This is a genomic window from Paenibacillus sp. FSL M8-0334 (assembly GCF_038000405.1).
Taxonomy (GTDB): Bacteria; Bacillota; Bacilli; order Paenibacillales; family Paenibacillaceae; genus Paenibacillus_AQ; species Paenibacillus_AQ campinasensis.
Map to the genome: position 1 here is coordinate 1,505,299 of NZ_JBBOCH010000002.1, position 14,611 is coordinate 1,519,909.

Sequence of the window (14,611 nt, forward strand, 5' to 3'; positions counted from 1 at the left end):
TAGAATGATCAAGAAGCTGCAGCTGCCGCTGCAAACGATGAATCTGGTGCTTGGGTTTATGGTAGGGGTGATCATCTCGGCGCTGCTGCCCTTTATTCGGGAGGATATCGCCATCCCGGCTGACCGGATCGCCATCTTGACCGCCATCCCGGTTGTGCTCGGGTCCGTCTTGCGGATTCCGCTTGGCTATTATGCCAATGTGGTAGGGGCACGGATTGTGTTTATTGTCAGTTTTATTCTGCTGCTGTTTCCGGTGTATTTCATCAGCACGGCTTCAAGTGTAACGCACCTGGTAATCGGCGGCCTGTTCCTGGGGATTGGCGGCGCGGTATTCTCGGTAGGGGTTACCTCTCTGCCCAAATACTATCCGAAGGAAAAACTGGGACTGGTTAACGGCATTTACGGGATGGGCAACCTGGGAACGGCCATCACGACATTTGCTGCACCGGTCATCGCTACCCAGATCGGATGGTCGGCTACAATCCAAATGTACTTGATATTGCTGCTCGTCTTTGCGGCATTAAACGCCGTGCTGGGCGACCGGAAGGAGCCGAGGGTGAAAACCCCGGTGATGGAGCAGATCAAGGGTGTATATAGAAATGATAAGCTCTGGTATTTCTCGCTGTTTTACTTTATTACGTTCGGTTCATTCGTGGCCTTTACCGTATATTTGCCGAACTTTCTGGTCAGTCATTTCGAGCTGCCGAAGGTGGATGCAGGGCTGAGAACAGCCGGTTTCATCCTGATCGCCACCTTCCTCCGTCCGGTGGGCGGCTGGCTTGCGGATAAATTCAAGCCGCTGTTTCTGCTGATGGGGGTATTTATCGGCATGACCTTGGCGGCGGTTCTCCTGGCGTTCTCGCCGTCCATCGCGCTGTACACGGTTGGATGCTTAACCATCGCGGTATGCGCTGGGCTTGGCAACGGCATTATTTTCAAGCTGGTGCCGCTTTATTTCAATAAACAGGCGGGCATTGTCAATGGTATCGTGTCGATGATGGGCGGCCTGGGCGGATTCTTCCCGCCGCTGATGCTTTCCTTCATTCATTCGGCAACCGGCCAATACTCAATCGGCTTCATGGCGCTGTCCCAGGTTGCACTGGCCAGCTTTGTACTGGTTGTGTGGATGTATTATCAGGATAAGCTCGCCGTGACCTCCCAGGTGTTCAACTCTACCGGCCAGGGCATTCTGGTCACGGATGCGAAAGGGCGTATCTATGCTGTAAATCCTGCCTTCACAAGACTAACAGGCTATGCGGAAGAGGAAGTGCTTGGCAGAAACCCAAGTCTGCTTAAATCCGGAAGGCAATCGCCGCAGTTCTACCAGTCGATGTGGGCGGAGATAATGGAGAAGGGCAGCTGGCAGGGTGAAATTTGGAACCGGAGAAAGAACGGGGAACAGTATTTGGAGCTGTTGACGATCAATGTGGTGAAGGATGAGACGGGGGAAATCGTGCACTATGTAGGCACCTTCAGCGATATTACAGACCGCACGCCAGGCGCTTCAGCCATGGAAGACCGCGTGGCTAAACCTTGATCCAGCGTTCAAATCGTAGTGGAAAGGTGGCGAAGGTATGAAGGAGTCGAGAATTGTAATCCCCCGCGAGCATGGAGGCTGGGCTATGCTTGCCGTGCCTTATATGATCGGCACGATGGCGGCACAGCCGATCCTGCTTCACGTGCCGCTCTTTCTGGCCTGGCTGCTGCTCTATCTGGCGTCGTACCCACTGCTGCAGGCTCTGAAGAAGGGGAGCAGGCAAAGAAGCTGGATCAGATGGGGGATTGGCTATGGCGCTGCGGCGGTCATTATGCTCATCCCGGTTGTGCTGCAGGAGCCGTGGCTGTTCGGGTATGCTCCGGTCTTGCTGCTGTTCATCATGGTTAACATATGGCATGTGCTCCGGAAGAAGGAGCGTGCGCTCTTTAATGATATCTGTGCAATACTGCTGTTTTGCACAGGCGGGGCTGCTGCCTACATGCTGGGGGGAGGCGGGCTTGATGCCGGACTCGCAGCTGTGGTGTTGTTAAACTTTCTGTACTTTACGGGGACGGCATTGTTCGTGAAATCGGTGTTCCGCGAGCGGAAGAACAGGCGGTATACATACTACTCCAAAGCTTATCATGCTGTGATTCTGCTCGTTCCGTTCCTGCTCGGCTATCCCTGGCTGACGCTGGCTTTCCTGTTTCCGCTGGCGCGCGCGCTGGTGCTTTCCGGGAAGGTCATCAAGCCGATGAAGGTTGGCATACTCGAAATTGCCGGAGCGGTGCAGTTTCTCGTGCTGGCCATAATCTTTCTCCATATGTGAAAAAAACCTCCAAGAGCAAAGCCAATCTGTTCCAGATTGGCGGTCTTGGAGGTTTGTTTATGATAGGAACCTGTTAACATGCCCGTACAAGCTTGTTACGGTAGAATGTTGCCCGCTGCGCGATATACTTCGTACCATTCTTGACGCGTCAAGGTGATATGAGTAGCCTTAATGCAGTCTTTCAGACGCTCGGTATTCATCGTCCCGATAATCGGCTGCATGTTGGCCGGATGGCGGAGCAGCCATGCAATGGCGATCGTGGTATTGGTGACGCTGTATTTCTCGGCCAGCTCGTCGATCTTCTGATTCAGCTCCGGGAATTTGTCACTGCCCAGGAAGACACCCTCGAAGAATCCGTACTGGAACGGAGACCAAGGCTGGATAGTGATGTCATGCAGCCTGCAGAAGTCAAGCACGCTGCCGTCGCGGTTGACAGCTGACGCATTCTCCATATTGACGTTAATGCCGCTGGAGATCATGGTGGCGTTGGTGATGCTAAGCTGCAGCTGGTTGGCTACAATCGGCTGTTTGACCGACTTCTGGAGCAGCTGGATTTGCATCGGGTTCTGGTTGGAGACACCGAAATGCCGAACCTTTCCGGAACGCTCCAGCTGATCGAATGCTTCAGCTACTTCCTCGGGCTCAACGAGCGCATCAGGGCGATGAAGCAGCAGCACATCCAGGTAATCGGTTTTCAGTCTGCTCAGAATGCCGTCAACCGAAGCGAGAATATGCTCTTTGGAGAAATCGAACATCCCTTGCCGAATGCCGCATTTGGATTGCAGAATCATCTGCTCGCGAACGGTCGGATTCATCTGAACAGCATCTGCGAAGATTTCTTCGCAGGCACCGCCTCCATAAATATCAGCATGATCGAAGAAGTTGGCGCCTTCCTCCATCGCTGTGCGTACGAAGCGTTCCGCTTCTGTTTTATCCAATGAATTGATCCGCATGCACCCTACGGCGACCGCGGGAACTTCAAGTGAGCTGCTTCCGAGTGTAATCGTTCTCATGTGTGGGATCCTCCTAATTAAAGTATGTAGTGCAGCACTTCCTCTCTATTGTGACAGGAGGGAACGGAATGTCAAGCGTTCGGAGCGATAAAAACAACACCAGTCAAACGAGCAGGCATGAAGTCGAATCCGGTGATGTCACAAGCCTGTGGAACACCAAAAAACCCGCGTTCATATAATAAGAAGAACCATCCATGCAATTGGAGGGGATCGATCATGAATGAAGAAGACAATCAACGCCTCGTTACGCTTATCGTTGTCATTGTAATCCTGGCATCCCTGATCGGGGGATTGGGCGGATCAAGCATCCTTGGAGGAGCAGGCAGTCCTATCGTTATCGTGTAGTGGGGAGGTGGGGAGCCCGTGAGAATAAATGGCAAGAACGGCAACAACGGAAATAACGGTAGAAGCAGAGCAAAAAGCAAAAAAAAAACCTCGCTCCCCAATCTGTCTCCACAGGAAATCGCCGTGATCGTGGGTATTCTGACCAATGCGCTGGAGGTTGAATCCGTCCTGGTCGACCGGGACCAGAAGGTGGCCATTGTACTTGCAGGCTCTCTTCGGAGAAGGACAGAGGCGGATCGGCTGGCTGAGGAGATAGGCAATGTGAGCGTGGGCGATCTTATTAATGCTTTAATACGAAGATGATGCAGCGATAAGGCAATTATTCGATCAGCCCTAATTCCTGATAGACTTTGGAGCTGACAACACCGTTTTCGGGGAGGCCGAGGTCCCGTTGATACCGTCTTAGTGCTGCTGTGGTATTAGCGTCAAATTTGCCGTCACACATACCGTCATAATAACCGGCACTTTTCAAGCGGTTCTGGACGAGCTGTACATCTCCTCCGATATCGCCTGCAGCAAGGTTTCTTGGACTCTGCATCCAATCTCCGAGCACATGGCCGAATATAGTAACTTTAGTGCCAATGGGGACGAGATCGAACAGTTCTATGACCTCATGATTATACATGCGGATGCATCCATGACTTCTATGCTGGCCGATGGAATAGGGCTTGTTCGTGCCGTGAATGCCGTAATGCCCCCATGGAACATTCAGCCCGAGCCAGCGAGGCCCGTAAGAGGGTCCCCAATTTTTGCCTTTATAAGTGATGAGGTATTCTCCTACTGGCGTTGGCGTGGATGGGTTTCCTACGGCAACCCGGTAGGTTTTTATTATCTTGCCCTGCTTTGACACGACAAGCTTGTGGTGAGAGGGATAGATATCAATGGTGTATTCTGGATCTTCCGCTATGATCGGCAGGGAGGGATCCGCATAGACGGTATCGGTCCCGATATACATATTGCCTAAAGAGATAAAGAGAACAATCGTCCATATATGGATATGTTTCATTCGAATACGCTTCCCTTTGTCGATAATGATGTTTATGAACACATACGTTGATGCTCATAAGACATGGGTAATATTCCCTTGCAGAGGAGGGCCTATACGAGCAGGACGATAAAATAAGGCAACAACCCGTCCCTAGGGGGGAGGGTTGTTGCCTAAGCGATTTGCAAGCTGTTAAAGCATTAGCTCAGGGTCTCGCATTCTTCCAGTAATCATAGGCATGAACGACGATGCCTGAATAAGAGGACGAGTGCTGCAAAAGTCCGGGCAGCTTGGCAAGCTCCTCTTCCATATAGGCAGCGCCTTCTTCATAGAACGTAATATGATTGCCTTCATGACTTTCCTTCATTTCGACCGAAAGGAGAATGGGCTTTCCCAGCTCATCTGCATATGCAATTTCTTCCCGGGCGATGCTGACGATCCCGTTCGAGCCTTCGGCCGTATCGCGGAAGGCCATGACGGATACATGATCCATCCGGCTGATCATCCATTTGGCCAGGGACAGGTTCTCGCCGGGTACCGCGTGTTTGTCCAGCCATGCGGCCATGTCCATGCTGGACTTCAACTCCGAGTCACGCCTCATTTCGCGGACAAAAGCATCGATATTGGATGTCCACTGGGAAATGATATCCGGCGTATGGCTGCTCCAGCCAGGAAGCACATAAGGCTCGATATCCAGATGAATGCCGTGGAAGCGGGAAAGGCTGTCCACATTCCGGTTATAGTCCTTGACGTAATGGACAAGCCGCATCATTCTGTCCCGGTTCTCTTCAAGCGCCCATAGCGGATGACCGCCCAAGGCGTGAACTTCAATTCCGGCCTCGGCCGCATCTCGGACAAACGAAGAATAAGCGCTGAACGGCTGTTCAAGGTCCAGCCGGACGTACAGTAAATTCAGATTCTTCTCACGGGCGAATTCAAGAATTTCCTGGCTCTCATGTACTGCCTGTTCTGCTTCCCATATATAGGTCCCTCTTATCGGTTCAGCATGCTCGATGGGGTCAGGGGCTGGAACGGGTTCCCCGGTACCCGGATCAGGGGCCGGTTCTGGAACAGGATCTGGAACAGGAGCAGGCGCTTCATTGTCAGGCGGCTGATTCGGTCCACTATCCTCTGAATGGGGCATACTCTCCCAGCTGCGGTAGTCATGGATCGCCAGCCCAGCGAAGGAAGGGAAAGAGCTGAGCTCATGCTGCAGTTCGAGCAGCGTCTGATTCATATACGTTTTGCCGAGTCCATAGAAGGAGGTATGAGGCTCCTTCGGCATCTCTTTGGTATTGACGGCAACGATCACCCGATGTCCTAGCCGACTGGCAAGCTCCAGCTCAGATTGAACCAGAGATATGATTCCGTTCGCTGAATCGAGCTGATTCCGGTAAGCCATCACCGTAACGTGGTCAAAATCGTTCATCAGCGATTCGTTTAGTCCGGTCCCATCCGCCAGGGTGAAAGAGTCAAACCAGAATGGGATGTCTATTCCCGTTTCCAGTCCGGCATCGGATATGGTGTTCAGAAATGCGGTCAAATTGCGCTGCCAGGATTCGATGATCGACGGATGCTGATCTTCCCATTGATCAAGCACATAGGGTTCGATATCGAGGTGGATACCGTCAAAACGGGCAGCTGCCTCCCTATTGTAGCTGGTAACCCAATCGGCAAAGTCCAGCATATCGTTACGATACTCCGCAAGCGCCCATCTAGGATCTCCTCCCAGGGCATGGACGGCAATTCCGTTCTCGTGAGCCTGCTGGATAAAGTGTTCGTACATTGGTTTTGGAAGCTGGCGCTGAATTTGTAAATAAATGAGGTTGATTCCTTCATCTTTTGCAAATGCAATAAGCTGCTCTCCGCGATCCGCAATGAATTCTGTCTGCCACACCCAGGTTGCCCGAACTCCGGTCGCTTCTCCATGTGCCGGAGCCTGAAATCCAGCCAAAAGAAGAGCAGTCAGCAGGACTATGAGCATTTGACGTTTTTTCACATTCATCCATTTCCCTCCATTCTTTTGCGATAACCTCTCTCTTTATGGATTTAACCGGGCTTATTATAGCATCGAACATAGAAAAAGAGATGAGGCCAAGTTCTTAGTAGTCTGAAGCGCTTCAGCCGCGGCTGGCACGGCCTGCTCACATGGAACTATTTTTGTTTCATCGTTACTTTCCATGATATGGAATATTAAGACATTGCGAGGATTTTAGTGCCAATCGCACGGGCATAAAGAATGATCATCGATTAGGAAAAATGACGAAGGAATGAAACATTTTCCCTTTTTCATCGTTTGGTAGAACGAGAGTACAAGTTAATGGCGGAATGGAGGATTGTTATATTTGAAAACTGCAAAACATTGGGCGAAAGGTGTTCTGGCGGTTCTGCTTGCGGTGACGGTAGGTTCTATCGGCTGGAAGACCCATGCGCAAGCCGCCCCAACCGTACAGCCTGTAAGTGCTGCTGGCGGAAATGGTCATGGCGTTGCCGCTTGGAGTGACGGCTCTGTCACCACTTGGGGTTACAACAAATTCGGACAGGTTGGGGATGGGACGGCCATTCATCAATTCGTTCCCAAGACCGTGGAAGGATTGTCGGACATTATTCAGGTTCAGGCCGGAGGCAGCACTTCATTTGCTCTAAACAAGGACGGTGAGGTGTGGGCATGGGGAGATTTCTATACACCTTATATGAACGGTGACGCACAGCTGCCGTTTCAAAAACGGGGAGATCCGATTCAATTAACGCAGCTGCACAATGTTAAGCGGCTTGCTTATTCCGAGGCATTCGGCTCCATTGTCATTCATAAGGACGGCACAGCGACGCTGTGGTATCCTTCGTTCCGGGATCACCAAGCCTTCGATATCCGGCTCACTCGCCTTAAGGGCTTTTCAGATGTTCGGGAGGCCGTGATGGCCAGATATGAAGCGGTTGTGCTGGATGAGGACGGGAACGTAGGGACACTGAATATGTACAACAGCTTTTATGACAGATATCGTACAGAGAATGAGCTGAGGGAAGTAAAACCTCTAGCTTCTTCAATTGAAAGAATAGCAGTGTCATATTCAGATGTGTTCCTCCTCCATAGCAATGGTACCGTTCTTCACTGGAACGCTGATAGCAACAAGCCGCCTGCAGCTGTGAAAGATGTGATCGGCATGAAACAGATTAAAGAGATCAAGACAGGCTACCAACGTCTGTATATGCTGAAAAGCGACGGGACCGTCTGGCAGTGGAACTACAACACGGTACCTACAGCGAAGCCGTTTCAGGTCAAAGGACTCACCGGTATCAAGGCCATCGAGGGCTCGGCAAGCCAAACCGGCTACGCGGTCAGCGAGGATGGAAAGCTGCTCGCATGGGGCGACGGTTACTATTCGGGAATGGGAACTGTCGCCGGATCACAGCAGCTCAAAGGCAACAGCGCAGCCCAGGTGCTCCCAGCCATGACCTGGAAGGTGAACGGGGAGAACGTCCGGTTCTATGCATCATCTGCCGTCATTGACGGAGAGCTGTACGTACCGTTTACCAGTGTATTTCAGTCGCTGGGCGTCACCACGAAAATTGGGCAGTCAAATCCGGATCCGAAGGCCAACAATCAGAGGTATCCGGTGATCTCTTTTTCTTATAAGGGAAAGACCATTGCGGTTAAGAAAAGCAATCCGCCGGTACTGCTAGTGAACGGGAAAGCGACCAAAGAGAAGCTTGAACTTCCGTATCTGGCCAATTCCACGATGTATCCGCTGGAACTGATCTGCGAGAAGCTCGGTATCCCTCTCTATTGGAACCAGGAAACCGGAGAAGTCCAGCTTGGGGAAAGCATCAGGTAATCCTCTATTGAGCAGAATGTCATTATAATAGCGCGGGGTTGGTAGAATGCGTACAAAGGTCCGGGAAGGCTCATGTAAGAGCGCTGTTTCCCGGACCTTTTATTGTGATATAACCTGAACCATCCTAGAACATGCTCCAGTCCAGCTCACGTGACATATGCTCCATAAGATGTACACCAGCTTGGCTGTTGCCTTTGTCGTTCAGCGCAGGTCCGACAACGCCGATGCCGCAGTATCCGGGAACAAGTGACAGGATGCCGCCGGACACCCCGCTTTTGGCAGGGAGGCCGACCTGGATGGCGAATTCTCCGGATGCATTGTACATGCCGCAGGTCGTCATAAAGGTTTTGGCGATTTGCACATATCTGCGGGGAATGAGCGTTTGGCCCGTCATCGGGTCAACCCCGTTGTGCGCAAGCACGAGGCCCATTCGGGCAAGATCGGAGCAATCTGCAAGGATGGCGCAGTGGCGGAAATACACGTCCAGCACCTCTTCAACATCCCCATTCAGAACGCCGTTCTCCTTCAGGAAGTAGGCAATGGAGCGGTTCAGATTTCCGGTCTCGGATTCGGAGCGATACACCTGAAGATCGTAATCGAGGCCAGGGTTGCCGGTCAGATCCTTGAAAAACTGAAGGATTCGTTCGGATTTCTCCTTGGGGTCTCTGCCTCGAATGAAAGAGGAGACGGTAATGGCCCCGGCGTTAATCAGCGGATTGAAGGGAATGCCTGGACGCACCAGCTCGAGCTTCAGCATGGAGTTGAAGTTGTCGCCGGTCGGCTCCATGCCGACTTTGCTGAACACCTCATCTTCCCCGTGATCCATGAGAGCCAGAATGAGCGTGAACACTTTGGAAATGCTCTGGAGCGTAAAGCGCATGCCGCAGTCGCCCGCGCTCGCAGACTCCCCGTCCTTCGTTAGAATGGTGACTCCAAGCGCGTCTGCAGGTGCTTTGGACAGTTCAGGGATATACGAGGCTACCTTTCCATGTGCTGCATGAGGCCTGCTGACCTCCACCCAGACAGGCAACTGCTTGCGTATCGTTTCCATATCAACAGCCAACATTGTAGATCTGTGCTCCTTTCATGAATCCTCATTAGAAATTACTAAGGGCCCACTTTCCTTATTGTATTGGCCCCGGCGGGGGTAGCGCATAGTATATATCTTCTTATAATAGAACATAAGATCAGTCCAATATACAGTCAACAGTAAATAAACAGGTTGTCTCTCCTGGCAGAGCTTGACCACGGAAATCAATTCCATGATAATCGGTATATATTTAAAATCGACGAATTTCAAATTGGATGTACATATTCTTGACGAGATGGAAGTGAACACAATCGAATGAAGATATCATTTACGATACAAGAGACGAACATTCATCATTCATTGACGATGGGGCAGGCACAGCCGGAGCATACGGAGGCGGTCATGGGCCTGCTGCTGGAAACGGCCCGCTGGCTGAAAAGCAAAGGCTCCGATCAATGGAGCGGACTGCTTGAAGGCAAGGACTCCCATGATACCCCCAGCGCAATCGAGCGCGGCGAGGTGTTTGTGGCGATGGACGGGGAACAGGTTGCCGGCATGGTCATTCTGATGAAACAGCCAAGCCAGTGGGATTACTCCCTGTGGGGCGACAAGGCGCATCCCGAAGATCGGGCCCTGTACTTGCACAGGCTGGCCATCAATCGCCAGTATGCGAATTCCGGACTCGGCCAAGCGATCCTCCGCTGGTGCGATGCCGGCATCCGTTTTGAGGGTAAGGATCGGGTAAGGCTGGACTGTATGGCTAACAATCCAACGCTGAATGCATTTTACAGTGGGAACGGGTATCGCTTTGTTGGGACGAATGGGGAGTTCAACATTTATGAGAAGCCGGTTCAGGCGTAGCTCCGGTGTATCCAGGGTCGCGGAACTAGACGGTTGGTGTAAGCACGTTGTAAGGTTGGGAGAGGGGATTATGGAAGACCTGAGCAGTTACGTCCTTCCGGATGGAACGCTAAACGGGCAAGGGTTGTGGAAGAGGGAGCCGTTATATCAAGGAATGAATGGCCGATGGGTAGAGCGTTTCTATCCAGGGCCAGAGCAGAGCTACGTCTTCAAACCGCTCACCAATCGGGAGAGCATCGACAGGGAGGCGTGGATATATCGGCATGTATTGAGTTCTTTTCCTGCGATTTTCCCGCTGCTGCTGGCCTCATCGGGGGAAGGGGCCGGGGAAGACGGCTGGACAATATTCGAGGATCTTGGACTGCTGCGGCATGAGTATAGTGTGGAGCTGGCGACCGAGGTCGTGCAGCAAATGGCCTGGTGGCATTCCTTCCCGGAACAGCATTGGAGCGGGTTAAACAGCCAAGGGCCCAAGCCGTCGATTGCCAGCATGGCGTCTGATCTTCTGCTGAAGCGGGAGAAGGCCGCTTCTTTGCTTGCAGAGCTCGGATGGGCGTGGACGCTCGATGAATGGATCGATGATTATGTGTCCGGTCAGGCGTTGTCATCAATCAGGGTATTGTCTCACGGCGATTTGCATCTGGGCAATTATGCGAAGGGCGAGAACGGGCGTCTGTACATTATCGACTGGGAGCACGCGCATCTGAACTCGCCATTCTGGGATCTATACCATCTGATCGATATGACACATCCGATGTTTCCGAAATCGGTGACGCCTGCGGAGCGCGAGACGCTGCTAAGCGTGTATGTCAGCTTTTCAATACCGTATGGCCGCAGCTGGGAGCTGGAGACATTTATCCGGGACTACTACCGTTTCTCCGTGATATTCTCACTGTGGATGCTGCTGTTGATCGCAGATGATCTGAAGCGGGATGAGGCGATATGGCCCAAGGAGCGTCTGCTCGTCCAATATGAGGAAACGGCTGCCAATCTCGTCGGCTGCCTAAGCAGGTTAGCTCAACAGCCATAACGGACATCGTCTATCACGTCCCGTCACAGCGGAGATCACATGCCTTGCTTAGCGGTGCTAGTCAGCTGGCACCTAGGGCATGCTCTAAGCTGCGTCAGGGAAGGTGCAAGCAAGTTTCGAAGGGGCTTCAAGGATGATACCGGTATTCATGGAGACAGCCCCTGCTTACTTGCACGGAGCAAGAACGATATGATACACTCGGCTCACCTTATTAAACGGATTTAATATGTTGGAGGGGGACAAGTGTTGAACGGATCTATCGCAGACCCGAAGGCGGTTAGAAGAACGATTCTGAGAAATTTGCGGTCCGCGCTGCTCGAGCTTGGAAGCGCTACAAAGGCGGAGCTCAGCGACAGGCTCGGGGTCAGCTTCCCGACGGTCAGCAAGTTTCTCGGGCAGATGGAGAAGGCGGGTGAGCTCCTCCCCGTGCAACTGGATGATTCAAGCGGCGGCAGAAGAGCAAACCGGTACAGTTACAATCCGGAGGTTATGCTTGGTCTGGCTCTGTTCCTGGAGCGAACGGAAACGAGTTATATCGTCTTTAATTGTGCCGGCGAGGTGAAGGATCAAGGTCATGCTGCGAGTGTGCTGACAGCGGATATTACAGACTTTGATGCCCTGATTGCAGCTTTGGTGAACAAACATCCCCAAATATCAGCCGTTTCCGTCGGCGTGCCTGCTGCGGTGAACAATGGACGGCTAATTTATATTCCGGAATATGAACAATTTCATGATCTGGATCTGAAAGCACACTGCGAGCAGCGCTTCCAGCTGCCTACCGTCATCGAGAACGATATGAACGCAGCCGTATACGGCTACTATATGGCGAGACATCAGCGAAGCAAGCTCCAGCCGTCGCTGGTGTATCTGTATTTCGGTCAGAACGGGCCGGGCTCGGGGATTATGCTGGACGGGAACATCATGCGCGGCAGCTCTTTTTTCTCCGGGGAAGTGTCATTTGTGCCTCTATACGATCAATATAACTTCGGGGAAGCGATGCGGGCGTCCCATCCTCACCCGCGCTCCCCGGACGGGGATCTGTCGGTGGATGCTGTTGCACGCCTGATTGCGGTTTTTGCGGCTGTGCTGAATCCGCACGGGGTCATTTTGTCCAGACATGAGGCGAATGAAGGGCTGCTGGCGCAATTGGAGGCTGCAAGCCAGGCCTATATTCCGCGTGAGCATCTTCCGGCATTCATACTTGGCGATTGGGAGCAGGATTACTTGTATGGCTTACAGGGATTGTCCCTTGATCTGATGCTGTCCAGGGAGGCAGGCGGGAATTAATCCGGTCCAGAACAGTGATGGATTAGGTATGACAAGAATGATGATCCGCTTGATGGAGAAGAAGGGAGGTTGCCACGTGCGACACGCAAACCAGGAACGAATCATTCGGGAGGCGGCACGTTTTGCCCGGGCTGTACATGAACAGGACAGCAGCGGTCATGACTGGTGGCATGTTATGCGCGTCACCCGTCTTTCACGATTGCTCTCGGTGATGGAGGGGGCAGATGCCTACCTATGCGAGCTGGCCTCGCTGCTGCATGATGTGGCCGATGAGAAGCTGAATGCTTCGAAGGAGGTAGGATTACACCGAGTCCAGCGCTGGCTTGAAGAAGCGGGAACAGCACCAGCGGACCGGGAGCATGTGCTGGACATTATCGGGACGATGTCGTTTGCCGGGGGTTCAGGGCAGGCGATGAAGACGCTGGAGGGCGCCATTGTGCAGGATGCGGACCGACTGGATGCGCTGGGCTTTATCGGGATTGCGAGAACCTTTGCATATTCGGGATGGAAAGGACAGGGGATATACGATCCGGCCATACCGGTAAGAGAAGGGATGACCCGTGATCAATATCGGCATGAGAAGAGTACAGCCATCAATCATTTCAGTGAGAAGCTCCTAAAGCTTAAAGATCGCATGAATACGGATACCGGACGCATGCTGGCTGCGGGCAGGCATCAGCTGATGGAGCTGTTTCTGAACGGGTTTGATAAGGAATGGGGCTTCGGCAATGAGCGCTATCTGCTGGAATCCCCGCTTCATCGGAGCGGGATAGCCCGGGTTCATGTAACGTTTGATGAATCGGCAGCCGGATCGCTGCGGCTGGCTCTGCGGAATCGGAACCGTCAGGGGGAGATGGTGATTGCCCTGCCGGATGATTTCATGGTGGGCCCGCTGCCGAGAGGGTGTGAGGGAACGGAACTCCGGGAGCGTCATCATTGGCTGCTGTCCCGCTTCGCCGTATCGGAGGAGGAACATGATGGGACGAGGTCGATGCTGATTGATTCGACAGCAGCCTGGCTAACCTGGCCCGATCAATGGAAGGATACCGAATGCGTCATCTGGGCCAGCGACTCCGCTTCCGAACAGCTGGGGTTGCGACGTCTAATGACACTGCTTCCGGATGAGGCCGAGGTCTTCGTTGTGAATCCCGGGCGTATGTTGTCCGATCTGTACCCGCAGATCGATTACAGGCGGACCGGTGAGATCGTGCCGGATAAGCTTGAGCCGCTCCTAGAAGACGGACCTGTGAAGCTGACGCTGCAGGCGAAGTCGGACCTTCGTGCAGACTGGGAGCGCCTGCTGCTTGAAGATGGTTGCCTTCGCATTGTTCTGGACGGACAGCTGTGTACGGTCGAGGAGTCCCATTATGATGCCTTCATACTTGCGTGTGCGGATGCCATCGGAGCCAGGGACGGCAGGTTTCTTAAATCGGCACGGGTGATCGGGGAGGTGATCGGAAAGGCTGATCAATACATTTCTGATACGTTCATTGCCTACCGGGTACGGCAATTGATCCGGCAGGGGAAATTCCGGTATACCGGCCATCTGGACGCGATGCGCCATTACAGCATCTCGCTCTCCGATGCTGCGCTCGCCGCCATTCCAGATGATGAGCCGCGCATCCGGCATTGTGCCACGCTTCGAACAGCCGCCATCGAGCTGGCGGAGAGCAGGGATCACGAGCGGAGGCTGCTCCAGGAGCTGGAGCAGCTGGATCCTTCAAGCCTGTACCGGCTGCTGCCGGATGACTGCCATGCCAACATCGATGAATTTACCGAGCAGTTGAAGAAGATGCAGGACCTGGAGCGGATGTATGCCAGGCAGCAGGCGTCTTTGCAGGAAGCTGTGATGCGTCTGTCCGACCATCTGGATAAGCCTAAATCCAGCTAGATATCGCAGGTGTCCCGGCAGCAAACGATC

13 protein-coding genes are annotated in these 14,611 nt (G+C 52.9%); 9 read left to right on the top strand and 4 right to left on the bottom strand.

Going from position 1 to position 14,611, the window contains the following annotated elements; all coding sequences use genetic code 11:
• The first annotated feature begins 4 nt into the window (after positions 1–4).
• Positions 5–1,537 (top strand): nitrate/nitrite transporter, encoded by a 1,533-nt coding sequence (locus tag MKX64_RS21045; protein ID WP_341037264.1) that lies wholly within the window; start codon positions 5–7, stop codon positions 1,535–1,537.
• A gap of 37 nt (positions 1,538–1,574) precedes the next feature.
• Positions 1,575–2,306 carry a YwiC-like family protein gene (locus MKX64_RS21050; protein WP_095397314.1) on the top strand — a complete coding sequence of 244 codons (732 nt, stop codon included), beginning with the start codon at positions 1,575–1,577 and terminating at the stop codon, positions 2,304–2,306.
• Between the two features lie 95 nt (positions 2,307–2,401).
• Here MKX64_RS21050 and MKX64_RS21055 read toward each other — a convergent pair whose 3' ends face one another.
• A complete protein-coding gene (locus MKX64_RS21055) occupies positions 2,402–3,319 on the bottom strand; it encodes an aldo/keto reductase (RefSeq protein ID WP_095265324.1) in 918 nt (305 codons plus the stop codon).
• A gap of 216 nt (positions 3,320–3,535) precedes the next feature.
• Here MKX64_RS21055 and MKX64_RS21060 point away from each other — a divergent pair, with 216 nt between their 5' ends.
• Together MKX64_RS21060 and MKX64_RS21065 are read left to right on the top strand one after the other, a co-directional pair.
• Positions 3,536–3,664, top strand: a complete 129-nt coding sequence (locus tag MKX64_RS21060; RefSeq protein WP_255222942.1) for a hypothetical protein — start codon at positions 3,536–3,538, stop codon at positions 3,662–3,664.
• A gap of 18 nt (positions 3,665–3,682) precedes the next feature.
• A complete protein-coding gene (locus MKX64_RS21065) occupies positions 3,683–3,967 on the top strand; it encodes a hypothetical protein (RefSeq protein ID WP_196426448.1) in 285 nt (94 codons plus the stop codon).
• 16 nt (positions 3,968–3,983) lie between these two features.
• Here MKX64_RS21065 and MKX64_RS21070 read toward each other — a convergent pair whose 3' ends face one another.
• Both MKX64_RS21070 and MKX64_RS21075 read right to left on the bottom strand, forming a co-directional pair.
• The gene (locus MKX64_RS21070) at positions 3,984–4,619 is read right to left on the bottom strand and encodes a L,D-transpeptidase family protein (protein WP_230875777.1); all 636 of its coding nucleotides are present in this window, start codon (positions 4,617–4,619) and stop codon (positions 3,984–3,986) included.
• Between the two features lie 235 nt (positions 4,620–4,854).
• A complete protein-coding gene (locus MKX64_RS21075; RefSeq protein ID WP_341037269.1) occupies positions 4,855–6,654 on the bottom strand; it encodes a hypothetical protein in 1,800 nt (599 codons plus the stop codon).
• Positions 6,655–6,994: 340 nt separating this feature from the next.
• Here MKX64_RS21075 and MKX64_RS21080 point away from each other — a divergent pair, with 340 nt between their 5' ends.
• Complete coding sequence (locus MKX64_RS21080; RefSeq protein WP_341037270.1) at positions 6,995–8,482, top strand: stalk domain-containing protein; 1,488 nt, start codon at positions 6,995–6,997, stop codon at positions 8,480–8,482.
• 124 nt (positions 8,483–8,606) lie between these two features.
• Here MKX64_RS21080 and glsA read toward each other — a convergent pair whose 3' ends face one another.
• Entirely contained in the window at positions 8,607–9,548 is a 942-nt protein-coding gene (gene glsA, locus MKX64_RS21085; RefSeq protein ID WP_095265320.1) for a glutaminase A, read from the bottom strand.
• Between the two features lie 279 nt (positions 9,549–9,827).
• On the opposite strand from glsA, the gene MKX64_RS21090 reads away from it, so the two are divergent.
• The 4 genes from MKX64_RS21090 (at position 9,828) to MKX64_RS21105 (ending at position 14,581) form a co-directional block, all read left to right on the top strand.
• A complete protein-coding gene (locus tag MKX64_RS21090) occupies positions 9,828–10,373 on the top strand; it encodes a GNAT family N-acetyltransferase (RefSeq protein WP_095397310.1) in 546 nt (181 codons plus the stop codon).
• Positions 10,374–10,443: 70 nt separating this feature from the next.
• Positions 10,444–11,403 carry a phosphotransferase gene (locus tag MKX64_RS21095; RefSeq protein WP_176475428.1) on the top strand — a complete coding sequence of 320 codons (960 nt, stop codon included), beginning with the start codon at positions 10,444–10,446 and terminating at the stop codon, positions 11,401–11,403.
• Positions 11,404–11,649: 246 nt separating this feature from the next.
• Complete coding sequence (locus MKX64_RS21100; RefSeq protein WP_341037814.1) at positions 11,650–12,690, top strand: ROK family transcriptional regulator; 1,041 nt, start codon at positions 11,650–11,652, stop codon at positions 12,688–12,690.
• Between the two features lie 76 nt (positions 12,691–12,766).
• Positions 12,767–14,581: a DUF3658 domain-containing protein gene (locus MKX64_RS21105; protein WP_341037273.1), complete on the top strand. Its 1,815-nt coding sequence runs from the start codon at positions 12,767–12,769 to the stop codon at positions 14,579–14,581.
• The last annotated feature ends 30 nt before the right edge of the window (positions 14,582–14,611 follow it).

Coding starts and splice junctions, on each gene's coding strand:
- MKX64_RS21070 (WP_230875777.1), bottom strand. CDS start 4,619: ATGTATATCGGGACCGATACCGTCTATGCGGATCCCTCCCTGCCGATC.
- MKX64_RS21095 (WP_176475428.1), top strand. CDS start 10,444: ATGGAAGACCTGAGCAGTTACGTCCTTCCGGATGGAACGCTAAACGGG.
- MKX64_RS21060 (WP_255222942.1), top strand. CDS start 3,536: ATGAATGAAGAAGACAATCAACGCCTCGTTACGCTTATCGTTGTCATT.
- glsA (WP_095265320.1), bottom strand. CDS start 9,548: ATGTTGGCTGTTGATATGGAAACGATACGCAAGCAGTTGCCTGTCTGG.
- MKX64_RS21055 (WP_095265324.1), bottom strand. CDS start 3,319: ATGAGAACGATTACACTCGGAAGCAGCTCACTTGAAGTTCCCGCGGTC.
- MKX64_RS21075 (WP_341037269.1), bottom strand. CDS start 6,654: ATGAATGTGAAAAAACGTCAAATGCTCATAGTCCTGCTGACTGCTCTT.
- MKX64_RS21090 (WP_095397310.1), top strand. CDS start 9,828: ATGAAGATATCATTTACGATACAAGAGACGAACATTCATCATTCATTG.
- MKX64_RS21045 (WP_341037264.1), top strand. CDS start 5: ATGATCAAGAAGCTGCAGCTGCCGCTGCAAACGATGAATCTGGTGCTT.
- MKX64_RS21050 (WP_095397314.1), top strand. CDS start 1,575: ATGAAGGAGTCGAGAATTGTAATCCCCCGCGAGCATGGAGGCTGGGCT.